The 23,433-nt window shown below is 65.2% G+C and carries 23 protein-coding genes; 16 read left to right on the forward strand and 7 right to left on the reverse strand.

Translation table 11 applies throughout. The features are described from left to right. Positions 1-46: 46 nt before the first annotated feature. Positions 47-346 carry a YciI family protein gene (locus FFS62_RS04595; protein ID WP_137971619.1) on the reverse strand — a complete coding sequence of 100 codons (300 nt, stop codon included), beginning with the start codon at positions 344-346 and terminating at the stop codon, positions 47-49. A gap of 1 nt (position 347) precedes the next feature. Further along, positions 348-938 carry a septation protein A gene (locus tag FFS62_RS04600; protein ID WP_218569269.1) on the reverse strand — a complete coding sequence of 197 codons (591 nt, stop codon included), beginning with the start codon at positions 936-938 and terminating at the stop codon, positions 348-350. 65 nt (positions 939-1,003) lie between these two features. Between FFS62_RS04600 and FFS62_RS04605 the strand changes: the two genes are divergently transcribed. From FFS62_RS04605 to rluB, 6 genes are all read left to right on the forward strand, one after another. Further along, entirely contained in the window at positions 1,004-1,864 is an 861-nt protein-coding gene (locus tag FFS62_RS04605; RefSeq protein ID WP_137971621.1) for a PHP domain-containing protein, read from the forward strand. A 13-nt stretch (positions 1,865-1,877) separates the two neighbouring features. Next, complete coding sequence (locus FFS62_RS04610) at positions 1,878-2,510, forward strand: L-threonylcarbamoyladenylate synthase (protein ID WP_137971622.1); 633 nt, start codon at positions 1,878-1,880, stop codon at positions 2,508-2,510. A gap of 110 nt (positions 2,511-2,620) precedes the next feature. Next, entirely contained in the window at positions 2,621-3,319 is a 699-nt protein-coding gene (locus FFS62_RS04615; protein ID WP_171016287.1) for a ScpA family protein, read from the forward strand. Next, positions 3,320-4,111, forward strand: coding sequence for an SMC-Scp complex subunit ScpB (gene scpB / locus FFS62_RS04620; protein ID WP_137971624.1), 792 nt, complete (start codon positions 3,320-3,322; stop codon positions 4,109-4,111). Positions 4,112-4,202: 91 nt separating this feature from the next. After that, positions 4,203-4,388 (forward strand): DUF1289 domain-containing protein, encoded by a 186-nt coding sequence (locus FFS62_RS04625; protein ID WP_137971625.1) that lies wholly within the window; start codon positions 4,203-4,205, stop codon positions 4,386-4,388. Between the two features lie 88 nt (positions 4,389-4,476). After that, positions 4,477-5,655, forward strand: a complete 1,179-nt coding sequence (gene rluB, locus FFS62_RS04630; protein WP_137971626.1) for a 23S rRNA pseudouridine(2605) synthase RluB — start codon at positions 4,477-4,479, stop codon at positions 5,653-5,655. A 56-nt stretch (positions 5,656-5,711) separates the two neighbouring features. On the opposite strand, the gene FFS62_RS04635 is transcribed toward rluB, so the two are convergent. From FFS62_RS04635 to FFS62_RS04655, 5 genes are all read right to left on the reverse strand, one after another. Continuing rightward, the gene (locus FFS62_RS04635) at positions 5,712-6,638 is read right to left on the reverse strand and encodes a GGDEF domain-containing protein (protein ID WP_137971627.1); all 927 of its coding nucleotides are present in this window, start codon (positions 6,636-6,638) and stop codon (positions 5,712-5,714) included. Positions 6,639-6,841: 203 nt separating this feature from the next. Continuing rightward, complete coding sequence (locus FFS62_RS04640) at positions 6,842-7,582, reverse strand: YciK family oxidoreductase (protein WP_137971628.1); 741 nt, start codon at positions 7,580-7,582, stop codon at positions 6,842-6,844. 30 nt (positions 7,583-7,612) lie between these two features. After that, positions 7,613-8,284, reverse strand: coding sequence for an N-acetylmuramic acid 6-phosphate phosphatase MupP (gene mupP / locus FFS62_RS04645; protein WP_137971629.1), 672 nt, complete (start codon positions 8,282-8,284; stop codon positions 7,613-7,615). 5 nt (positions 8,285-8,289) lie between these two features. Continuing rightward, the gene (ubiG, locus tag FFS62_RS04650; RefSeq protein WP_137971630.1) at positions 8,290-8,988 is read right to left on the reverse strand and encodes a bifunctional 2-polyprenyl-6-hydroxyphenol methylase/3-demethylubiquinol 3-O-methyltransferase UbiG; all 699 of its coding nucleotides are present in this window, start codon (positions 8,986-8,988) and stop codon (positions 8,290-8,292) included. Between the two features lie 31 nt (positions 8,989-9,019). After that, the gene (locus tag FFS62_RS04655; protein ID WP_137971631.1) at positions 9,020-10,348 is read right to left on the reverse strand and encodes a TRZ/ATZ family hydrolase; all 1,329 of its coding nucleotides are present in this window, start codon (positions 10,346-10,348) and stop codon (positions 9,020-9,022) included. Positions 10,349-10,451: 103 nt separating this feature from the next. Between FFS62_RS04655 and mtnA the strand changes: the two genes are divergently transcribed. The 10 genes from mtnA to FFS62_RS23605 all read left to right on the forward strand — a co-directional run bounded on the left by mtnA (position 10,452) and on the right by FFS62_RS23605 (position 23,316). After that, the gene (mtnA, locus tag FFS62_RS04660) at positions 10,452-11,528 is read left to right on the forward strand and encodes an S-methyl-5-thioribose-1-phosphate isomerase (RefSeq protein ID WP_137971632.1); all 1,077 of its coding nucleotides are present in this window, start codon (positions 10,452-10,454) and stop codon (positions 11,526-11,528) included. A 225-nt stretch (positions 11,529-11,753) separates the two neighbouring features. Further along, positions 11,754-14,528 (forward strand): DNA gyrase subunit A, encoded by a 2,775-nt coding sequence (gene gyrA / locus FFS62_RS04665; protein WP_137971633.1) that lies wholly within the window; start codon positions 11,754-11,756, stop codon positions 14,526-14,528. Positions 14,529-14,535: 7 nt separating this feature from the next. Beyond that, positions 14,536-15,621 (forward strand): 3-phosphoserine/phosphohydroxythreonine transaminase, encoded by a 1,086-nt coding sequence (gene serC / locus FFS62_RS04670; protein WP_137971634.1) that lies wholly within the window; start codon positions 14,536-14,538, stop codon positions 15,619-15,621. Next, positions 15,621-16,718 carry a prephenate dehydratase gene (pheA, locus tag FFS62_RS04675; protein ID WP_137971635.1) on the forward strand — a complete coding sequence of 366 codons (1,098 nt, stop codon included), beginning with the start codon at positions 15,621-15,623 and terminating at the stop codon, positions 16,716-16,718. The genes serC and pheA overlap by 1 nt, the downstream gene beginning before the upstream one ends. A gap of 26 nt (positions 16,719-16,744) precedes the next feature. Next, positions 16,745-17,854 (forward strand): histidinol-phosphate transaminase, encoded by a 1,110-nt coding sequence (gene hisC / locus FFS62_RS04680; RefSeq protein WP_137971636.1) that lies wholly within the window; start codon positions 16,745-16,747, stop codon positions 17,852-17,854. A 4-nt stretch (positions 17,855-17,858) separates the two neighbouring features. Next, complete coding sequence (locus FFS62_RS04685) at positions 17,859-20,090, forward strand: bifunctional prephenate dehydrogenase/3-phosphoshikimate 1-carboxyvinyltransferase (protein WP_137972229.1); 2,232 nt, start codon at positions 17,859-17,861, stop codon at positions 20,088-20,090. Then, complete coding sequence (cmk, locus tag FFS62_RS04690; protein ID WP_137971637.1) at positions 20,087-20,752, forward strand: (d)CMP kinase; 666 nt, start codon at positions 20,087-20,089, stop codon at positions 20,750-20,752. Before FFS62_RS04685 ends, cmk begins: the two co-directional genes overlap by 4 nt. A gap of 143 nt (positions 20,753-20,895) precedes the next feature. Continuing rightward, positions 20,896-22,575 carry a 30S ribosomal protein S1 gene (gene rpsA, locus FFS62_RS04695; RefSeq protein ID WP_137971638.1) on the forward strand — a complete coding sequence of 560 codons (1,680 nt, stop codon included), beginning with the start codon at positions 20,896-20,898 and terminating at the stop codon, positions 22,573-22,575. A 158-nt stretch (positions 22,576-22,733) separates the two neighbouring features. Further along, positions 22,734-23,018, forward strand: a complete 285-nt coding sequence (ihfB, locus tag FFS62_RS04700) for an integration host factor subunit beta (protein WP_137971639.1) — start codon at positions 22,734-22,736, stop codon at positions 23,016-23,018. Further along, positions 23,011-23,316 (forward strand): LapA family protein, encoded by a 306-nt coding sequence (locus tag FFS62_RS23605; RefSeq protein WP_371920105.1) that lies wholly within the window; start codon positions 23,011-23,013, stop codon positions 23,314-23,316. The genes ihfB and FFS62_RS23605 overlap by 8 nt, the downstream gene beginning before the upstream one ends. Positions 23,317-23,433: the final 117 nt, after the last annotated feature.

Below are 23,433 nucleotides of genomic sequence, written 5' to 3' on the forward strand. Positions count from 1 at the left end.
AACTCCAGTTTTCGAATTATTGTTATGGGCCTGCGTCGTGTGTGGGTTAGGGCAGCACCTGCTTGAAAGGCTTGACCAGCACGCTGGCATAGACGCCGGCGGCACGGTAGGGGTCGGCGTCGGCCCAGCTTTGGGCGGCGCTCAGGGATTCGAACTCGGCGACGATCAGGCTGCCGGAGAAGCCGGCCGGGCCGGGATCGACGCTGTCCACCGCCGGGTGCGGGCCGGCCAGCACCAGGCGGCCTTCGTTCTTCAGCTGTTCCAGGCGGGCCAGGTGGGCGGGGCGGGTAGCCAGGCGCTTTTCCAGGGACTCGGGGGCATCGCTGGCAATGATGGCGTAGAGCATGTCAGTCCTTGCTTTGCTGCGGGGTTTCGTCGTGGATGTGGCGCGCCAGGTAGACGCCCTGGGCGACCAGGAACAGCACGGTCATGCCGAGGCTGCCGAAGACTTTGAAGTCGACCCAGATGTCGTGGAAGGTGAAGGCGACGAACAAGTTGGCGCAGCCGCTGAAGATGAAGAACACCACCCAGGCCAGGTTCAGGCGGGTCCAGATCTGCTGCGGCAGCTGTACGGCGTGGCCCATGACGCGCTGGATCAGCACCTTGTCGCCGATGAAGTGGCTGCCAAGGAAGCCGGCGGCGAACAGCCAGTTGACCACCGGTGCCTTCCACTTGAGGAAGGTCTCGCTGTGGAAGGCCAGGGTCAGGCTGCCGAAGATCAGGCAGGCGACCAGGGTCAGCCACTGGCTTTTCTCCAGCTTGCGTTGCCAAACGAACAGAACGCCATAAACCAGGATCGAACTGACAATGAGTACCGCGGTGGCGCTGAAAGGGCCGCCCAGCTCGACGCTGTGGCCGGCCAGTTCGACGGTGCGGGGATCGAGCTTGTAAACGATGAAGAACAGGATAAGCGGGATGAAATCGATGAATTGTTTCACGGCGGCAGCCAGAAGCGGGATGTGGCGGCATAATAACAAACAACCCCATTAACGAAAGACGCGCCATGAAGGTCGATCTGCACTGCCACAGCACCGCTTCGGACGGCGTTCTCGCGCCTGCCGCGGTGGTCACTCGCGCCCATGAAAGAGGCGTGCAGCTGTTGGCGCTGACCGACCACGACACCCTCGAAGGGCTGGACGAGGCGCGCCGCACCGCCGGCGAGCTGGGCCTGCGTCTGGTCAACGGCATTGAGCTGTCCTGCACCTGGGGTGGCGCGACCATCCACGTGCTGGGCTATGCCTTCGCCGCCGATGCGCCGGCCCTGGCCCAGGCCATCGCCGAGCTGCATCAGGGCCGCTGGCTGCGTGCCGAGGAAATCGACCGGCGCCTGGCGGCCAAGGGCATGCCCGGTGCCCTGGAAGGTGCGCGGGCGATCCAGCAGGGCCTCGGCGACAGCGGCAACGCGCCGGCGCGGCCGCACTTCGCCGAATTCCTGGTACGCGCGGGGCATGTGCGCGACCACGCCGAGGCGTTCCGCAAGTGGCTGGGCTCGGGCAAGCTGGGCGACGTCAAGCAGCACTGGCCGACCCTGGAACAGGCGGTCGGCACGCTCAAGGCGGCCGGCGCCTGGATCAGCCTGGCGCATCCCTGGCAGTACGACTTCACTCGTAGCAAGCGGCGGCGTCTGGTGGCCGATTTCATCGGCGCCGGTGGCCACGCCCTGGAAGTAGTCAACGGCCTGCAGCCGGCCGAGCAAGTCGGCGGCCTGGCCATCCTGGCCCGTGAATTCGGCATGCTGGCCAGTGTCGGCAGCGATTTTCACGCCCCGGGCGACTGGTCGGAGCTGGGCATGTACCGTCCGTTGCCGGAAGACCTGTCTCCTCTATGGGAGCGCTTCGACCATGCACGCGCTACTACCGCCTGAGCAGGGAGAGTTCATGAGTCAGTTCTTCCAGGTCCACCCGGAGAATCCGCAGCCGCGCCTGATCAAGCAGGCGGTGGAGATCCTGCGTAGCGGCGGGGTGATCGTCTATCCGACCGACTCCTCCTACGCCATCGGCTGCCTGATCGGCGACAAGGGCGCAGTCGAGCGCATCCGCCGCCTGCGCCAGCTGGACGACAAGCACAACTTCACCCTGGTGTGCAGCGACCTGTCGCAGATCGGCCTGTTCGCCAAGGTCGACACCGGCGCCTTCCGCCTGCTCAAGGCGCACACGCCCGGCCCTTACACCTTCATTCTCAGCGCCACCCGCGAAGTGCCGCGCATGCTGCTGCACCCCAAACGCCGCACCATCGGCCTGCGCGTGCCGGCCCACCCCATCGCCCTGGCCCTGGCCGAGCAGTTGGGTGAGCCGCTGATGAGCGTCAGCCTGATCATGCCCGGCGAAGAACTGCCGATGAGCGACCCCTACGAGATGCGCCAGCTCCTCGAACACCAGGTGGATCTGATCATCGATGGCGGCTACGGCGGCCTGGAGGCCTCCACCGTGATCAACCTGGCCGATGGCGAGCCGGAGGTGATCCGCGTTGGCTGCGGCGACCCGACTCCCTTCCAGGGGGAAGAGGCGTGAGCGAGCAGGTCGACAGCCAGGCCGGCGCACAACAGGAACTACCTTTCGCTCTGGTCTACGGTCAGGCGGTCACCGAGCTGCCGATCGACCTGTATATCCCGCCGGATGCCCTGGAAGTATTCCTCGAAGCCTTCGAGGGCCCGCTCGACCTGCTGCTGTACCTGATCCGCAAGCAGAACATCGACATCCTCGACATCCCGGTCGCCGAGATCACCAAGCAGTACATGGGCTACGTCGAGCTGATGAAGTCGGTGCGCCTGGAACTGGCCGCCGAGTACCTGGTGATGGCCGCCATGCTGGCCGAGATCAAGTCGCGCATGCTGCTGCCGCGCTCCGCCGAGGCTGAGGAAGAGGAAGACGACCCGCGCGCCGAGCTGATCCGCCGCCTGCAGGAATACGAGCGCTACAAGGCCGCTGCCGAGGGGCTGGACGAGATCCCGCGGGTCGGTCGCGACCTCAGCGTGCCGCGCCTGGACGCCCCCGAGGCGCGGGCGCGCAAGCTGCTGCCGGACGTCAGCCTGGAGGAAGTGCTGCTGTCCATGGCCGAGGTGCTGCGCCGTGCCGACATGTTCGAAAGTCACCAGGTAACGCGCGAGGCGCTGTCCACCCGCGAGCGCATGAGCGAGGTGCTGGAGCGCCTCAAGGGCAATGGTTTCGTGGCCTTCGTCAGCCTGTTCAGCGCCGAAGAGGGCCGCCTCGGCGTGGTCGTCACCTTCATGGCGGTGCTCGAACTGATCAAGGAACAACTGGTGGAACTGGTGCAGAATGAGCCCTTCGCGCCTATCCACGTCCGTGCCCGAGCCGAATAGATGAACCTGTCCGACCCGCAAGAACTCGCCTCCCTGCTCGAAGCCTGGCTGCTGGCCCTGGGCCGGCCCTTGTCGCTGGAGCGCCTGGGCGAGCTGTTCGAGGAGGGTGAGCGCCCGGAGCCGGCACAGATTCGCGAGGCTCTGGAAGTGCTGCGCCTGTCCTGCGAGGGCCGCGCCTTCGAACTGAAGGAAGTGGCCACCGGCTACCGCCTGCAGGTCCGCGAGAAGTTCGCCCCCTGGGTCGGCCGGCTGTGGGAGGAGCGCCCGCAGCGCTACTCGCGCGCCATGCTCGAGACCCTGGCGCTGATCGCCTACCGCCAGCCGATCACCCGCGGCGAGATCGAAGATATCCGCGGCGTGGCGGTCAACAGCCAGATCATCAAGACCCTGCAGGAGCGCGACTGGATTCGCGTGGTCGGCTACCGCGACGTGCCCGGCAAGCCGGCCATGCTGGCCACCACCAAGGTGTTCCTCGACTACTTCAACCTGAAGAGCCTGGAAGAATTGCCGCCGCTGGCCGCCCTGCGCGAGCTGGAACCCGAGCCGATGCTGGCGCTGGACGACGACATGCCGGTACCGGCCGGCCTGCAGGCCCGGGTCGATGCCGAGTTGGGCGACGATGTGCCGGCCGAGCCGCGCGAGGAAACCAGCTTCCGCAGCCTGCTGGTCGAGCTGGACGAGATGGAGCAGGGCCTGAAGACCGACTTCGACGATCTGGCCCGAGCCGAAGAAGAGATTGCGGTCGAAGAGGATCAGGACGAGACCCTGGGCGCCGGCGACTCCCTGCATTGAGGCATTGGCCATCGAGGGCATTGAGACTTTCAATCCCGGCCTGATCCGCTTCCGCACTATGCTGGCGGCGCCTTCCACCACAGGTGCCGCCATGAGCAAGAATCCCTGCATCAAGGTCTGCGAGTTCGACGCCGACATCTGCGTCGGCTGCGGGCGCAGCAAGCGCGAGATCAAGGCCTGGAAGAAACTCGACAAGCACGAGCGCTTCGCCCTGCTGGCCGAGGCCGACCTGCGCCTGCTGGCCTTCGAGGCGACTGGCCGGCGCAAGACCCGCTGAGCGGTCTATAGTCAGCCGTGCGCAGCACCGACGATCCGCGTATGATGCGCGACCTTTTTCATCCTCAGTTACACCGGGAGGTGCCCAGATGAGTGAGTCCGAACTAGATCCCCGTCCCAGCGGCGAGAAGCTGCAGAAAGTCCTGGCCCGCGCCGGCCTCGGCTCGCGCCGTGACATCGAGCAGTGGATCACCGATGGCCGCGTCAAGGTCAATGGCGCCGTCGCCACCCTCGGCGCCCGCGTCGAGCTGCGCGACGCCATCAGCGTCGACGGCCAGCTGCTCAAGCGCGAAGACATCCAGCAGACCGTGCGCCGCGTGCTGATCTACAACAAGCCGGAAGGCGAGATCTGCACCCGTGACGACCCGGAAGGTCGCCCCACCGTGTTCGACCGTCTGCCGCGGCCCAAGGAAGGCCGCTGGATCAACATCGGCCGCCTGGACATCAACACCACCGGCCTGCTGCTGTTCACCACCGACGGCGAGCTGGCCAACCGCCTGATGCACCCCTCCTACGAGATGGACCGCGAGTACGCCGTGCGCGTGCGCGGCGAAGTCACCGAGGAAATGATCGAGCAGCTCAAGGCCGGCGTGATGCTGGAAGACGGCCCGGCCAAGTTCACCGACATCAAGGAAGCGCCCGGCGGCGAAGGCTTCAACCACTGGTTCCACTGCGTGGTGATGGAAGGCCGCAACCGCGAAGTGCGGCGCCTGTGGGAGTCCCAGGGCGTGGTGGTCAGCCGCCTGAAGCGCGTGCGCTTCGGTCCGGTGTTCATGACCTCCGACCTGCCGATGGGCCGCTGGCGCGAAATGGGCCAGCGCGAGCTGGACATCCTCAGCGAGGAAGTCGGCCTCAAGCCCATGGCCCTGCCGGCCATGAACGAGAAGATGCGCGACAAGCTCGATCGCCTGCAGCGCAAGGCGGCCCGACCGATGAGCCGCAACGAGCGACCCAAGCGCGTGCTGCGTCCGGCCCAGGATGGCGCGGCAGAGGCCTCCGAGCAGCGTCCGGCCCGCGCCCCGAGCGGCGAAGAGCGGCCGCAGCGCGCTCCGCGCAAGCCGAGTGGCGAGCGTGGTGAGCGTCGCGAGGGTGGCCGTGGCACGCCGGTGGCCGAGCGTCCCGCCGATGTGAACAAGAAGCGCACTCCACGTCCTGCTGGCGACGCCGCCGAGCGTCCGGCCCGCAAGCCGCGCCCGGCTGCACCGAGCGGAAACAAGCGGCCGCCGAGTGGCGACGGGCAGCGTCCGGGCTTCGGCCGCAAGCGCTGATTGCCGGCAATGAAAAAGGGGCTCCCAGGAGCCCCTTTTTGTTGGCTGGCGTTTTCTCAGCCGGCCATGGACAGGCGATTGCGGCCTTCGCGCTTGGATACATACAGCGCGCTGTCGGCGCGGCGCTGCAGGCTCTCCGATGATTCGCCCGGCAGCAGGGTGGAGCAGCCCAGGCTGATGGACAGCTCCAGGGCGCGGCCTTCTTCCAGGTACTGAAGGCCCAGCACGGCCAGGCGCAGGCGCTCGCCGATGATCTGCGCGGCCTCGCGACTGGTGTTGGACAGCAGCACCAGGAACTCTTCGCCACCGTAGCGGAACACCATGTCGATATTGCGCAGGCTGCCCTTCAGGGCCGCGGCCACGGCCTTCAGCACCTCGTCGCCGGTGGCGTGGCCGAAACGGTCGTTGATGCTCTTGAAGTGGTCGATATCCAGCATCAGCACCGACAGCGGCTGCAGGCTGCGGCGGGCGAGGTCGACTTCGCGCTGCAGGGCCTGGTTCATGGCGATGCGGTTGCCGGTGTCGGTCAGCGGGTCGCGCAGTGCACTCTGCAGGGCGGCGCGGTAGAGCAGGGCGTTGCGCAGCGGGAACAGCAGGCTGGCGAGCAGCGATTCCAGCTGGCCCAGTTCGTCGTCGCTGAAGCGCTGGCTGCGGCGGAAGGTCAGCTCACCCAGGTATTCGCCCTGGTGGCTGAGGCGGTAGCTGGCCGAATGGTTGGCGCGCTCGCCCAGCTCCAGACGCAGATCGCAGGCCGCCAGTTGATAGCTCAGCGCGCTCAGCGGCACCAGGCGCTGCACTTCCTGGAAGAACAGACCGAGGATGCGGTCGACTTCCAGGGAGGTCTGCAGCTGCAGGTTCAGCTGCTGACGCAGCTGGGCCAGGCTGACCGGCTTGAGCAGCGGCTGATTGCGGCTGGCATAGCCCAGGCGCTGCAGCTTGGCGGCATCGAAATCGATGGTATTGGAGGGGTTGTGCGGAACCATAATGCTCGACCTCTGGCGCTTGAGCGCCTTGTTGTCGGAGGTAGAGCGAATTCTGTGCCACTTTTAAAAAGTACTTTTATTTCAGTGGCTTGAGCTGATTTTTAGCAGATAGAGCGGCAATCCATTGCCGCTCTATTGACGCTGGTACTGGCAATTTGATGCCTCGCCGCCGGTGACGACGGAAAACCGGCAGCCAGCCGCTTTTATTGCGCGTCGAATGCCTGGCCGTTGACGCCCTGGCTGTCCGGGCCCATCAGGTACAGGTAGACCGGCATGATGTCTTCCGGCGGCGGGTTGTTCGCCGGGTTCTCGCCGGGGTAGGCCTGGGCGCGCATGCCGGTACGGGTGGCGCCGGGGTTGATGCTGTTGGCGCGGACGTTGGCGATACCCTCGACTTCGTCGGCCAAGGTTTGCATCAGACCCTCGGTGGCGAACTTGGACACGCCATAGGCGCCCCAGTAGGCGCGGCCCTTGCGGCCGACACTGCTGGAGGTGAACATCACCGAGGCGTCATCGGACAGTTTGAGCAGCGGCAGCAGGGTGCTGGTCAGCATGAACATGGCGTTGACGTTGATCTGCATGACACGCATGAAGTTGTCGCCGGACAGCTGTTCCAGCGGCGTGCGCGGGCCGACGATGGCGGCGTTGTGCAGCAGGCCGTCGAGGCGGCCGAACTCGGCTTCGATGGTGGCGGCCAGTTCGTCGTACTGGTGCGGCAGGGCGGTTTCCAGGTTGAACGGAATCACCACCGGCTGCGGATGGCCGGCGGCCTCGATCTCGTCATACAGCTGATTCAGGTTGCCCTCGGTCTTGCCCAGCAGCAGCACGGTGGCGCCATGGGCGGCGAAGGTCTTGGCGGCGGCGGCGCCGATGCCGCGGCCGGCACCGGTGACCAGGATCACGCGACCCTTGAGCAGGTCGGGGCGGGCGCTGTAGTCGAACATGGGTGAAATCTCGTTATTGCGTGAATAGGGTCAGCAGCTGCACAGGGCGTTGTCGAGCACGGCGCGCAGCTCCAGGGGATGGTCCACCACCACATCGGCGCCCCAGTGGCGCGGATTGTCTTCGGGGTGGATATAGCCGTAGGTGACGGCGGCGGTCTTGCAGCCGGCGGCGCGGCCGGCCTCGATGTCGCGGGCATCGTCGCCGACGAACAAGACGTCGGCAGGGGCCACGCCGATCTTCTCGCAGGCCAGCAGGAGCATGTCCGGCGCCGGCTTGCTGCGCGGCACATGGTCCGGGCAGACCAGCACGGCTGAGCGTTCGGCCAGGGCCAGTTGCTGCATGATAGGTTCGGCGAAGGTCACCGGCTTGTTGGTGGCTACGCCCCAGATCAGGCGGGAGGCCTCGATATCGCCGAGCAGTTCGAGCATGCCGTCGAACGGCTTGCTGAGTACCGCGCAGTGCTGCTGGTAGCGTTCGAGAAACTCCAGGCGCAAGGCCTCGAAGCCCTCGGCGCCAATTTCGAGATCAAAGGTGGCGGAGACCATGGCGCGGGCGCCGCCGGAGACCACGTCGCGGATCAGCTGCTCGTCCACCGGAGCCAGGTCGCGCGCGGCGCGCATGGCCTGGCACACGGCGACGAAGTCCGGCGCGGTGTCCAGCAGGGTACCGTCCATGTCGAAGAGAACCGCTCGCAGGGCCATGCGCCTTACTCCTCGCGCAGGGTCTGGATCATGTAGTTGACGTCCACGTCCGCTTCCAGCTTGTAGTGCTTGGTCAGCGGGTTGTAGGTCAGGCCGATGATGTCCTTGACCTGCAGGCCGGCGGCGCGGCTCCAGGCGCCCAGCTCGGAGGGGCGGATGAACTTCTTGAAGTCGTGGGTGCCGCGCGGCAGCAGGCGCATCACGTACTCGGCGCCGATGATGGCGAACAGGTAGGCCTTGGGATTGCGGTTGATGGTGGAGAAGAACACCTGGCCGCCGGGCTTGACCATCCTGTAGCAGGCGCGGATCACCGAGGACGGATCCGGCACGTGCTCGAGCATCTCCAGGCAGGTGACCACGTCGAACTGGCCGGGCATCTCCTCGGCCAGGGCCTCGGCGGTGATCTGCCGGTACTCGACGTTGACCCCGGACTCCAGCTGGTGCAGCTGGGCCACGGCCAGCGGCGCCTCGCCCATGTCGATGCCGGTGACGTTGGCGCCACGCTGGGCCATGGACTCGCTGAGGATGCCGCCGCCGCAGCCGACGTCCAGCACCTTCTTGCCGGCCAGACCGACGCGCTCGTCGATCCAGTTGACGCGCAGCGGGTTGATGTCGTGCAGCGGCTTGAACTCGCTCTCGCGGTCCCACCAGCGGTGGGCGAGGGCCTCGAATTTGGCGATTTCGGCGTGGTCGACGTTGCTCATGGCGTGCTCTTAAAAAGTCTCGAAAACGAATTCAGTGTTTGCCGGCGATGCGCTCGCCCCAGGCGCGCGCGTTGGCGACGATGCGCTGCTCGTCCAGGCGCGTCAGGCGGCCGTCGTCGAGCAATTGCTTGCCGCCGACCCACAGGTGCTTCACGCAGCTGCGGCTGCCGGCGTAGATCAGTTGCGATACCGGGTCGTAGACCGGTTGCTGGGCCAGGCCGGAGAGGTCGAAGGCGGCCAGATCGGCCAGCTTGCCCAGCTCCAGCGAGCCGGTGCAATCGTCCAGGCCCAGGGCGCGGGCGCCGTTCAGGGTGGCCATGCGCAGGGCGCTGTGGGCGCCCAGTGCGGTGGCGCTGCCGGCCACGGCCTTGGCCAGCAGGGCGGCGGTGCGGGTCTCACCGAGCAGGTCCAGGTCATTGTTGCTGGCGGCGCCGTCGGTGCCGATGGCGACGTTGACCCCGGCCTGCCAGAGCTTCTCCACCGGGCAGAAGCCGCTGGCCAGCTTGAGGTTGGACTCCGGGCAGTGGATCACGCTGCTGTTGCTTTCGACCAGCAGGGCGATGTCTTCGTCGCTGATCTGGGTCATGTGCACGGCCTGGAAGCGCGGGCCGAGCAGGCCCAGGCTGGCCAGGCGCTGCAGCGGGCGCACGCCGTGCAGCTCCAGGCTCTGCTGCACTTCGAAGGCGGTCTCGTGGACGTGCATGTGGATGCCGGCGTCCAGCTCCTCGGCCAGCATCAGCACGTTCTTCAGCTTGTCGTCGCTGACCGAGTAGGGCGCATGGGGGCCGAAGGCTACCTTGATGCGCGGATGCTGCTTGAGGTCGTCGAACAGGCGCAGGCCCTTGCGCAGGGCCTCCTCGGCGTCACGGGCGCCGGGGGTGGGGAAGTCCAGCACCGGGATGGTCACCTGGGCGCGGATGCCGCTCTTGTGCACCAGCTCGCAGGCCACTTCCGGGAAGAAGTACATGTCGGAGAAGCAGCTGATGCCGCCCTTGATCTGCTCGGCGATGGCCAGCTCGGTGCCGTCGCGGACGAACTCCTCGTCGACCCACTTGGCCTCGGCCGGCCAGATATGGTCCTGCAGCCAGCTCATCAGCGGCAGGTCGTCGGCCAGACCGCGGAACAGGGTCATGGCCGCGTGGCCGTGGGCATTGACCAGGCCGGGGGTGAGCACGCAGTCCGGCAGTTCGCGCACTTCCGTGGCCGGATGGCGCAGGGCCTCGGCGCGCGGCGCGATCAGGGCGATGCGCCCGTCGCGGATGCCCAGGCCGTGATCGCGCAGCACCACGCCAGCGGGTTCGACCGGCACCAGCCAGGTGGGCAGGAGCAGCAGATCGAGCGGCTGGCGCGGTTCGGGCATGGCATTTATCCGGGCAATAAAGAGGTGGCGGCAGTATAACTGAGCCATGTAACAGGCGGCTCGCTATAATCCGCGGCTTTTCGTTTCACCTTGTGGGGATGTCATGCGCGACGAACTGTTGGCGGCAGAGAAGGTAAAAGCCATCGAGTGGCGCGAAGGCACGTTGTATCTGCTGGATCAGCGCGTATTGCCGCGCGAGGAAACCTGGCTGGCCTACGATTCGGCCGCCGGCGTGGCCGAGGCCATCCGCAGCATGGTGGTGCGCGGCGCGCCGGCCATTGGTATCGCCGCCGCTTTCGGCCTGGTGCTGGGTGCGCGGGCGCGGCTGGCGGCTGGCGGCGACTGGCAGGCGGCGCTGGAAGAAGACTTCAAGGTGCTGGCCGAGTCGCGGCCGACCGCGGTCAACCTGTTCTGGGCCCTGGATCGCATGCGCGAGCGCCTGCAGCGGCTGAAGGAGGGCGAGAACGCCCTGGCGGCGCTGGAGGCGGAGGCCGTCGGCATCTTCGACAGCGACCGCGAGGCCAATCTGACCATGGCTCAGCTGGGCATGGAGCTGATCCGCAAGCACCAGGACAGCCCGCAGAAGCTGCTCACCCATTGCAATACAGGCGCCCTGGCCACCGGCGGTTTCGGTACCGCCCTGGGCGTGATTCGTGCCGCCCATCTGGGCGGGCTGGTCGAACGGGTGTTCGCCGACGAGACCCGGCCCTGGCTGCAGGGCTCGCGCCTGACCGCCTGGGAGCTGGCGGGCGAGGGCGTGCCGGTCAGTCTGAATGCAGACTCCGCCGCCGCGCACCTGATGAAGACCGAGGGCATCACCTGGGTCATAGTCGGGGCCGACCGCATCACCGCCAATGGTGACGTGGCCAACAAGATCGGCACCTATCAGTTGGCGGTCAACGCCATGCACCACGGCGTGCGCTTCATGGTGGTGGCGCCCAGCTCGACCATCGACATGAACCTGGAAGACGGCGAAGACATCCCGATCGAGGAGCGCGACGGCCGCGAGCTGCTGGATGTCGGCGGCCAGCGCATCGCCGCCGACGTGCATGCGGTCAATCCGGTGTTCGACGTGACCCCGGCCGACCTGATCGACGCGATCGTCACCGAAAAGGGCGTGGTCGAGCGGCCGGATGCGGCGAAAATGGCGCAGCTGATGTGTCGCAAGCGCCTGCATTGAGGCCAGTGGGTCGGCGTCTGGCGGGGTAGGTCTGCACGGGTGACTGTGATAAGCTCCGGCAGTTCTCGGATGGCCTCGTGGAGGTCATCCCAATAGCGCCAATAACCGACCTAACTCGTTGATTTGTTGTGAGTCGCCGCCCCAGCAGGGGCGACTACGACGGACTCCGGTCTTGCCCAGGATGGGTGTGACGGGGTTTCACCAGAATAAGGAACCAGGCTTCTCATGGGCGAACTGGCCAAAGAAATCCTCCCGGTCAATATCGAAGACGAGCTGAAACAGTCCTACCTCGACTACGCGATGAGCGTGATCGTCGGGCGTGCGCTGCCGGATGCGCGTGACGGCTTGAAGCCCGTGCACCGCCGCGTGCTCTATGCCATGAGCGAGCTGGGCAACGACTGGAACAAGGCGTACAAGAAGTCCGCCCGTGTGGTCGGTGACGTGATCGGTAAGTACCACCCGCACGGCGACACGGCTGTTTACGACACCATCGTGCGTATGGCCCAGCCCTTCTCCCTGCGCTACATGCTGGTCGACGGCCAGGGCAACTTCGGTTCGGTGGACGGTGACAACGCCGCGGCCATGCGATACACCGAAGTGCGCATGGCCAAGCTGGCACACGAGCTGCTGGCCGACCTGGACAAGGAAACCGTCGACTGGGTGCCCAACTACGACGGCACCGAGCAGATCCCGGCGGTCATGCCGACCAAGATCCCCAACCTGCTGGTCAACGGCTCCAGCGGTATCGCCGTGGGCATGGCCACCAACATTCCGCCGCACAACCTCACCGAGGTGATCGACGGCTGCTTGGCGCTGATCGACAACCCCGAGCTGACCGTCGACGAGCTGATGCAGTACATCCCCGGTCCGGACTTCCCCACCGCCGGCATCATCAACGGTCGCGCGGGCATCATCGAGGCCTATCGCACCGGCCGTGGCCGCATCTACATGCGTGCCCGTGCCACGATCGAGGACATGGAGAAGGGCGGCAACCGCCAGCAGATCATCGTCACCGAGCTGCCGTACCAGCTGAACAAGGCGCGTCTGATCGAGAAGATCGCCGAGCTGGTCAAAGAGAAGAAGATCGAGGGCATCACCGAGCTGCGCGACGAGTCCGACAAGGATGGCATGCGCGTGGTCATCGAGCTGCGCCGCGGCGAAGTCGGCGAGGTGGTGCTGAACAACCTCTACGCCCAGACCCAGATGCAGAGTGTGTTCGGTATCAACGTGGTGGCCCTGGTCGATGGCCAGCCGCGCACGCTGAACCTCAAGGACATGCTCGAAGTGTTCGTCCGTCACCGCCGCGAAGTGGTGACCCGCCGTACCGTCTACGAACTGCGCAAGGCCCGCGAGCGTGGACACATCCTCGAAGGCCAGGCCGTCGCCCTGTCGAACATCGACCCGGTGATCGAGCTGATCAAGACCTCGCCGACCCCGGCCGACGCCAAGGAGCGCCTGATCGCCACCGCCTGGGCCTCCAGCGCCGTGGAAGCGATGGTCGAGCGCGCCGGTGCCGATTCCTGCCGTCCGGAAGACTTGGACCCGCAGTACGGCCTGCGCGACGGCAAGTACTATCTGTCGCCCGAGCAGGCCCAGGCCATCCTCGAGCTGCGCCTGCATCGCCTGACCGGTCTGGAACACGAGAAACTGCTGTCCGAGTACCAGGAGATCCTGACTCAGATCGGCGAGCTGATCCGCATCCTGACCAGCCCCGAGCGCCTGATGGAAGTCATCCGCGAGGAGCTGGAGAAGGTTAAGGCCGAGTTCGGCGACGCCCGTCGCACCGAGATCATGGCCTCGCAGATGGACCTGACCATCGCCGACCTGATCACCGAGGAAGAGCGCGTCGTCACCATCTCCCACGGCGGCTACGCCAAGAGCCAGCCGCTGGCCGCCTACCAGGCCCAGCGTCGCGGCGGCAAGGGCAAGTCGGCCACCGGGGTGAAGGACGAGGACTACATCGAGCACCTGCTGGTCGCCAACAGCCACGCCACCCTGCTGCTGTTCTCCAGCAAGGGCAAGGTCTACTGGCTGCGTACCTTCGAGATTCCGGAAGCCTCGCGTACCGCGCGTGGTCGCCCGCTGGTCAATCTGCTGCCGCTGGACGAGGGTGAGCGCATCACCGCCATGCTGCAGATCGACCTGGAGGCCGTGCGTGCGCGCTTCGCCGACGAAGAGAGCGATGACGACGACGTGGTCGCCGAGCAGGTCGGCGAGGTGGTCGAGGTGGAGGAAGCCGAGGAAGGCGACGAATCCGACTTCAGCCAGGACGAGCCGACCGGCGCCTACATCTTTATGGCGACCGCCTACGGCACGGTGAAGAAGACTCCGCTGATCCAGTTCACCAAGCCGCGCTCCAACGGCCTGATCGCTTTGAAGCTGGAAGAGGGCGACTCGCTGATCGCCGCCGCCATCACCGATGGTTCGAAGGACGTGATGATGTTCTCCGACGCCGGCAAGGTGATCCGCTTCAAGGAAAGCAAGGTGCGCACCATGAGCCGTATCGCTCGCGGTGTGCGCGGCATGCGCCTGGCCGACGGGCAGCGCATCATCTCCATGCTGATTCCGGAAGCCGGTGCGCAGATCCTCTCCGCCTCCGCGCGCGGCTACGGCAAGCGCACCCCGCTGGCCGACTACCCGCGCCGCGGTCGTGGCGGCCAGGGCGTGATCGCCATGGTGATCAACGAGCGCAATGGCAAGCTGGTCGGCGCCGTGCAGGTGCTGGATGGCGAAGAAATCATGCTGATTTCCGACCAAGGCACCCTGGTGCGTACCCGCGTCGATGAAGTCCGCGGCGCCGGCCGTAACACCCAGGGCGTGATCCTGATCAAGCTGGCCGACGACGAGACCCTGGTTGGCTTGGAGCGGGTCCAGGAGCTGTCCGGCTCGGATGACGACGACATCGAAGGCGAAGTGCTTGCCGAAGGTGCCGAGACCGAACAAGTGGAAGTGGCGGACGAGGGCGAGACCTCGGTAGACGCCCCCAGCGACGAAGAGTGAGATTGACGTGAGCAAACGCGCCCATAACTTCTGCGCCGGCCCGGCCGCGCTGCCGACCGCCGTACTGCAACGCGCCCAGGCCGAGATGCTCGACTGGCAGGGCAAGGGCCTGTCCGTGATGGAGATGAGCCATCGCAGCGACGAGTACGTGGCCATCGCCGAGAAGGCCGAGCAGGACCTGCGCGACCTGCTGAGCATCCCGACCGACTACAAGGTGCTGTTCCTGCAGGGCGGCGCCAGCCAGCAGTTCGCCGAGATTCCGCTGAACCTGTTGCCGGAAGACGGCACCGCCGACTACATCGAGACCGGCATCTGGTCGAAGAAGGCCATCGAGGAAGCGCGTCGCTACGGCAACGTCAACGTCGCCGCCAGCGCCAAGGGCTACGACTACTTCGCCATCCCCGGGCAGAACGAATGGCAGCTGTCGAAGGACGCTGCCTACGTGCACTACGCCAGCAACGAGACCATCGGGGGCTTGCAGTTCGACTGGATTCCCGAGGTCGGCGACACCCCGCTGGTGGTGGATATGTCCTCGGACATCCTCTCTCGCGAAGTCGACGTGTCCAAGTTCGGTCTGATCTACGCCGGCGCGCAGAAGAACATCGGCCCGAGCGGCCTGGTCGTCGCCATCATCCGCGAGGACCTGCTGGGCCGCGCCCGCAGCGTCTGCCCGACCATGCTCAACTACAAGATCGCCGCCGACAATGGCTCCATGTACAACACCCCGGCGACCTATTCCTGGTACCTCTCCGGCCTGGTCTTCGAGTGGTTGAAGGAGCAGGGCGGCGTCGCCGCGATGGAGCAGCGCAACAAGGCCAAGAAGGACCTGCTGTACAAGGCCATCGACGCCAGCGACTTCTACAGCAACCCGATCCAGCCGAGTGCCCGCTCGTGGATGAACGTGCCGTTCCGCCTGGCCGACGAGAAGCTGGACAAGGCCTTCCTGGCCGGTGCCGATGCCCGCGGCCTGCTCAACCTCAAGGGCCATCGTTCGGTGGGCGGCATGCGCGCCTCCATCTACAACGCCACCGGTCTGGACGCGGTCGAGGCCCTGGTTGCCTATATGGCGGAGTTCGAGAAGGAGCACGCCTGATGAGTGACGCCGATCAGCTCAAGGCGCTGCGGGTACGCATCGACAGCCTCGACGAGAAGATTCTCGATCTGATCAGCGAGCGCGCGCGCTGTGCCCAGGACGTGGCCCGGGTGAAGATGGCCTCCCTGCCGGCAGGCGAGAAGCCGGTCTTCTACCGTCCCGAGCGCGAAGCCTGGGTGCTCAAGCACATCATGGAGCTGAACAAGGGTCCGCTGGACAACGAGGAAATGGCGCGGCTGTTCCGCGAAATCATGTCCTCCTGCCTGGCCCTGGAGCAGCCGCTGAAGATCGCCTACCTGGGGCCGGAAGGCACTTTCTCCCAGGCCGCGGCGCTCAAGCATTTCGGTCACGCGGTGATCAGCCAGCCGATGGCGGCGATCGACGAGGTGTTCCGCGAAGTGGCCGCCGGCGCGGTCAACTTCGGCGTGGTGCCGGTGGAGAACTCCACCGAGGGTGCGGTCAACCACACCCTGGACAGCTTCCTCGAGCATGACATGGTCATCTGCGGCGAGGTGGAGCTGCGCATCCACCACCACCTGCTGGTCGGCGACACCACCAAGACCGACAAGATCACCCGCATCTATTCCCACGCCCAGTCCCTGGCCCAGTGCCGCAAGTGGCTGGACGCGCACTACCCGAACGTCGAGCGCGTGGCGGTGCCAAGCAACGCCGATGCGGCCAAGCGGGTGAAGAGCGAGTGGAATTCGGCGGCCATCGCCGGCGACATGGCGGCCAACCTCTACGGCCTGACCAAGCTGCAGGAGAAGATCGAGGATCGCCCGGACAACTCCACGCGCTTCCTCATCATCGGCAGCCAGGAAGTGCCGCCGACCGGCGACGACAAGACCTCGGTCATCGTCTCCATGCGCAACAAGCCGGGCGCGCTGCACGAACTGCTGGTGCCGTTCCACACCAACGGCATCGACCTGACCCGCATCGAGACCCGCCCGTCGCGCAGCGGCAAGTGGACCTACGTGTTCTTCATCGACTTCGTCGGTCACCACCAGGACCCGCTGATCAAGGACGTGCTGGAAAAGATCAACGGCGAAGCCGTCGCCCTGAAAGTGCTGGGTTCCTACCCGAAAGCGGTTCTCTGAACCGCGTGAGTGTCTGAGGAGAGCTCATGAGTTGCGATTTCCTCGCCCTGGCCGTGCCGGGCGTGCAGAAACTTTCGCCCTATGTGCCCGGCAAGCCGGTCGATGAGCTGGCCCGTGAGCTGAATCTCGATCCGGCCGGCATCGTCAAGCTGGCCAGCAACGAGAACCCGCTGGGTCCGTCGCCCAAGGCGCTGGAAGCGATCCGCGCCGAACTGGCCGAGCTGACCCGCTATCCGGACGGCAACGGCTTCGAGCTGAAGTCCAAGCTGGCGGCGCGCTGTGGCGTGACTGCGGCCCAGGTGACCCTGGGCAACGGCTCCAACGATATCCTCGACCTGGTTGCCCGCGCCTGGCTGGCGCCGGGGCTGAACGCCGTGTTCAGCCAGTACGCCTTCGCCGTCTATCCGATCGCCACTCAGGCGGTCGGTGCCCAGGGCAAGGCGGTACCGGCCAAGGAGCACGGTCACGACCTGGAAGCCATGCTGGCGGCCATCGATGCCAATACCCGCGTGGTGTTCATCGCCAACCCGAACAACCCGACCGGCACCTGGTTCGGCCCGGCTGCGCTGGAGTCTTTCCTCGCCCGCGTGCCGGAGAACGTGCTGGTGGTGCTAGACGAGGCCTATATCGAGTACGCCGAGGGCGACGAGCTGCCGGATGGCCTCGACTACCTGGCGCGCTACCCGAACCTGCTGGTCTCGCGCACCTTCTCCAAGGCCTATGGCCTGGCCTCGCTGCGCGTCGGCTATGCGCTGAGCTCGCCGCAGGTGGCCGATACGCTGAATCGCGTGCGCGCGCCGTTCAACGTCAACAGCCTGGCCCTGGCTGCCGCCTGTGCGGCGCTGGACGATGCCGAGTACCTGGCTGCCAGTCGCCGCACCAACGACGCCGGCATGGCGCAGCTGGAGGACGGTTTCCGCCGCCTGGGGCTGAGCTGGATTGCCTCCAAGGGCAACTTCATCGCCGTCGACTTCTGCCGCGACGCCGCGCCGATCAACCAGGCGCTGCTGCGTGCCGGAGTGATCGTGCGTCCGGTTGCCGGCTACGGCATGCCGACCTTCCTGCGCGTGTCCATCGGCACCGAGCAGGAGAATGCCCGCTTCCTCGAGGCGCTGGAGCAGATTCTCCGTGGCTGATGCAATGCCGCTGCAACAAGTATCGAGCAAGCTCGGTCGCCTGGTGGTGGTGGGGCTAGGCCTGATCGGCGGCTCCTTCGCCAAGGGGATTCGCGAGAAGGGGTTGTTCGACGAAGTGGTGGGAGTGGATCTGGACGCCGAGTCGCGTCGTCTGGCCGTGCAGCTGGGCGTGGTCGACCGCTGCGAGACCGAGCTGGCCGCCGCCTGTCAGGGCGCCGCGGTGATCCAGCTGGCGGTGCCTATTCTGGCCATGGAAAAAGTCCTGGCCCAACTGGCGCGCCTCGATCTGGGCCATGCCGTGCTCACCGATGTGGGCAGCGCCAAGGGCAATGTGGTGCGCGCCGCGCGTTCGGCCTTCGGTGGCGAGGTGCCGCGTTTCGTTCCGGGCCATCCCATCGCCGGTTCCGAGCAGAGCGGGGTGGAGGCCTCCAACGTCGAGCTGTTCCGTCGCCACAAGGTGATCCTCACCCCGCAGGCCGGCACCGATGCCGAGGCGCTGGCGCTGGTCGACGGTCTGTGGCGCGCCCTGGGTGCCGACGTGGAGCACATGGAGGTGGAGCATCACGACCAGGTGCTGTCCGCCACCAGCCACCTGCCGCACCTGCTGGCCTTTACCCTGGTCGACTCGCTGGCCAAGCGCAGCGAGAACCTGGAGATCTTCCGTTACGCCGCCGGCGGCTTCCGCGACTTCACGCGAATTGCCGGCAGCGATCCGGTGATGTGGCACGACATCTTCCTCGCCAACCGCGAGGCGGTGTTGCGCACGCTAGACGCATTTCGCGACGACCTCGACGCCCTGCGCGGCGCGGTCGACGCAGGGGACGGGCATCAGTTGCTGGGCGTGTTCACCCGCGCCCGCTTCGCCCGCGAGCATTTCAGCAAAATCCTGGCCCGCAGGGCCTATGTGGACGCCATGCATTCGAATGATCTGATCTACCTCGCCAATCCCGGTGGTTCTCTCTCCGGTCGCATCCGTGTGCCGGGCGACAAGTCCATCTCGCACCGCTCGATCATGCTCGGCTCGCTGGCCGAGGGCACCACTCAGGTGGAAGGCTTCCTTGAGGGCGAAGACGCCCTGGCCACCCTGCAGGCCTTCCGCGACATGGGCGTGGTGATCGAAGGTCCGCATCACGGCAAGGTGACCATTCACGGCGTGGGTCTCAACGGCCTCAAGCCGCCGCCCGGTCCGCTGTACCTGGGTAACTCCGGCACCTCCATGCGCCTGCTCTCCGGCCTGCTGGCCGCGCAGCCGTTCGATACCGTGCTGACCGGCGACGCCTCGCTGTCCAAGCGCCCGATGAACCGCGTGGCCAAGCCGCTGCGCGAGATGGGTGCGGTGATCGAGACCGGTCCGGAAGGTCGTCCACCGATGCATATCAAGGGCGGCCAGCGCCTGACCGGCATGAGCTACGAGATGCCGATGGCCAGCGCCCAGGTCAAGTCCTGCCTGCTGCTGGCCGGTCTGTACGCTGCCGGCGAGACCTCGGTGACCGAGCCGGCGCCGACCCGCGACCACACCGAGCGCATGCTGCGCGGCTTCGGCTATCCAGTGACCGTGGACGGCAACGTCGCCACCGTCGCGTCCGGCCACAAGCTCGGCGCCACTCATATCGAAGTGCCGGCGGATATCTCCTCGGCTGCCTTCTTCCTGGTCGCCGCCAGCATCGCCGAAGGTTCCGAACTGGTGCTGGAGCACGTTGGTATTAACCCGACCCGTACCGGCGTGATCGACATCCTCAAGCTGATGGGTGCCGACCTGACCCTGGAAAACCAGCGCGAAGTCGGCGGTGAGCCGGTTGCGGATATCCGCGTGCGCGCCGCCAAGCTCAAGGGTATCGATATCCCGGAAGACCTGGTGCCGCTGGCCATCGACGAGTTTCCGGTGCTGTTCGTCGCCGCCGCCTGCGCCGAAGGGCGCACCGTGCTGCGCGGCGCCGAGGAGCTGCGGGTCAAAGAGTCCGATCGCATCCAGGTCATGGCCGACGGCCTGATTGCTCTCGGTGTGAAAGCCGAGCCGACCCCGGACGGCATCATCATCGAGGGCGGCGCCTTCGGTGGTGGCGAGGTATGGAGCCATGGCGACCACCGTATCGCCATGTCCTTCAGCGTGGCCTCGCTGCGTGCCGGCGGCGCCATCCGTATCCATGATTGCGCCAACGTCGCCACGTCCTTCCCCAATTTCCTCGGGCTGGCGGCCCAGGTCGGCATCCGCGTGGCGGAGGAGGGCAAGGCATGAGCGCCGTAGTCATCACCATCGACGGGCCGAGCGGCTCGGGCAAGGGCACCGTTGCCGGCCTGCTGGCCGCCAAGCTGGGCTGGAACCTGCTGGATTCCGGCGCCCTCTACCGTCTGCTGGCCTTCGCCGCCGGCAATCACGGCATCGATCTGACCAACGAGGAAGCGCTGAAGACCCTGGCCGCCCACCTGGACGTACAGTTCATCGGCAAGCGCATCATCCTCGAAGGTGACGAGGTCACCGACGACATCCGCAACGAACAGGTCGGCGCCGGTGCTTCCATGGTCGCTTCCCTGCCTGCGGTGCGCGAGGCGCTGCTGCAACGCCAGCGAGCCTTCCGCGAGGCGCCGGGCCTGGTGGCCGATGGTCGCGACATGGGAACCGTGGTGTTCCCGGACGCGCCGCTGAAGATCTACCTGACCGCCAGCGCCGAGGAGCGGGCCCGTCGCCGCTACCTGCAGTTGAAAGACAAGGTAGAAGGTGTTAGCCTGCCGAGTCTGCTAGACGAGATTCGTGCGCGCGACGAGCGCGACATGCAGCGTGCGGTGGCTCCGTTGAAGCCGGCAGTCGATGCCATTCAACTGGATTCCACCGAGCTGAGCATCGAGCAGGTAATGGAAAGAATTCTCAGTGAGGTCGCCAGCCGCGATCTCGCCGGGTAAGCCCAGGCCGCACCATCGCGGCCGACAAGGAGGCAGGCGGGAGACCAGTCATAGTCCCGCAGGCCTCTTTTTACATGAACGAACCCACATTGTCTGGAGTGTGGTTTGGGCAGATTCCCTGCCCTTGATCGACAGGAATCAACATGAGCGAAAGCTTTGCAGAACTTTTTGAAGAAAGCCTGAAATCCCTCGACATGCAGCCGGGTGCCATCATCACCGGCATCGTGGTCGACATCGACGGTGACTGGGTCACCGTGCATGCCGGCCTGAAGTCCGAGGGCGTCATCCCGCTCGACCAGTTCTTCAACGAACAAGGCGAGCTGACCATCAAGGTCGGTGACGAAGTCCACGTTGCGCTGGACGCAGTGGAAGACGGCTTCGGTGAAACCAAGCTGTCCCGCGAGAAAGCCAAGCGTGCCGAGTCCTGGCTGGTTCTGGAAGCCGCTTTCAATGCTGAGGAAGTGGTCAAGGGCGTTATCAACGGCAAGGTCAAAGGCGGCTTCACCGTTGACGTCAACGGCATCCGCGCATTCCTGCCGGGCTCCCTGGTCGATGTCCGTCCGGTGCGTGATACCACTCACCTGGAAGGCAAAGAGCTGGAGTTCAAGGTCATCAAGCTGGACCAGAAGCGCAACAACGTTGTCGTTTCCCGTCGCAGCGTGCTGGAAGCCGAGAACAGCGCCGAGCGCGAAGCTCTGCTGGAATCCCTGCAGGAAGGCCAGCAGGTCAAAGGTATCGTCAAGAACCTCACCGACTACGGTGCGTTCGTTGACCTGGGCGGCGTAGATGGTCTGCTGCACATCACCGACATGGCCTGGAAGCGCATCAAACACCCGTCCGAGATCGTCAACGTTGGCGACGAGATCGACGTCAAGGTTCTGAAGTACGACCGCGAGCGCAACCGCGTCTCCCTGGGTCTGAAGCAGCTGGGCGAAGATCCATGGGTCGCCATCAAAGCGCGCTACCCGGAAGGTACTCGTGTTACCGCCAAAGTCACCAACCTGACCGACTACGGCTGCTTCGCCGAGCTGGAAGAAGGCGTGGAAGGCCTGGTGCACGTATCCGAGATGGATTGGACCAACAAGAACATCCACCCGTCCAAAGTCGTTCAGGTCGGCGACGAAGTGGAAGTTCAGGTTCTCGACATCGACGAAGAGCGTCGTCGTATCTCCCTGGGCATCAAGCAGTGCAAGTCGAACCCGTGGGAAGACTTCTCCGGCCAGTTCAACAAGGGCGACAAGATCTCCGGCACCATCAAGTCGATCACCGATTTCGGTATCTTCATTGGTCTGGACGGCGGCATCGACGGTCTGGTTCACCTGTCCGACATCTCCTGGAACGAAGTGGGCGAAGAAGCCGTACGTCGCTTCAAGAAGGGCGACGAGCTGGAAACCGTCATCCTCTCCGTTGATCCGGAGCGCGAGCGCATCTCCCTGGGCATCAAGCAGCTGGAAGACGATCCGTTCTCCAACTACGCCTCCCTGAACGAGAAAGGCACCATCGTGCGCGGTACCGTCAAGGAAGTGGACGCCAAGGGCGCTGTGATCAGCCTGGGCGGCGACATCGAAGGCATCCTGAAAGCCTCCGAAATCAGCCGTGACCGCGTTGAAGACGCCCGCAACGTGCTGAAGGAAGGCGACGAAGTCGAAGCCAAGATCATCAGCATCGACCGCAAGTCCCGCGTGATCAGCCTGTCCGTCAAGTCCAAAGACGTCGAAGACGAAAAGGACGCGATGAAAGAGCTGCGCACCAAGCAGGAAAGCGAAAGCACCGGTCCGACCACCATTGGTGATCTGATCCGTGCCCAGATGAACCAGAACTAAGTTCCGGCGCTTCTGGAAAAAGGGCGACTTCGGTCGCCCTTTTTCATTTCCTAAAGGTTCGTATTTCCCCTCTTGACATTCGGGCTACCCAAACACTGGCAGGCGTGCTAAAAACACCCTACTAGATGATCTAGCCGCTTGAAAAAGAAGGGAAAACCATGACCAAGTCGGAGTTGATCGAGCGCATAGTCACCCACCAGGGACTGCTGTCCTCCAAAGATGTGGAACTGGCGATCAAGACCATGCTGGAGCAGATGTCCCAGGCTCTGGCGACCGGCGATCGCATCGAGATCCGTGGCTTCGGCAGTTTTTCCCTGCACTACCGTGCACCTCGCGTGGGGCGTAACCCCAAGACCGGCGAGTCCGTGCGTCTGGACGGCAAGTTCGTGCCGCATTTCAAGCCTGGTAAGGAATTGCGTGACCGCGTTAATGAGGATGAGTGAGCTTCCTGCCTTGAGGCGCGCGACTAGGCCAGATATTAAGCGTGTTTTTCTGGCGATTGCCTTGTTGGTTCTGGCTGCTGCTATCTTCTTGTTGGTTTTGCAGAATCCTCAGCCTGCTCATCTGGTGTTTTTGAGGTGGTCGACGCCAGATCTTCCGCTTTCCGTTTTGCTGGTCCTTGCCTTTTCTGTCGGATTGGCTGTCTGTCTGCTCTCTGTGCTCTGGCTACTAGGTCGCATGCGTTTTCGCATCCGCAGGTTGGAGCGTGCTGCGCGGCGTACTGCAGGGGGGCAGGGTTAGTCGGCCTCTCCGAGCGGCGGGCGGCTCTATCCGAGTCGGCTTCTATTGCTTATCATCTCGCCCTTCGAATTATTGTCCCCTTTCTCAATTTTCGCTGGTTGCTGGTGCATCTTAGAT

It is taken from the genome of Pseudomonas sp. F(2018) (genome assembly GCF_005508865.1).
In the GTDB taxonomy this organism is placed as follows: Bacteria; Pseudomonadota; Gammaproteobacteria; order Pseudomonadales; family Pseudomonadaceae; genus Aquipseudomonas.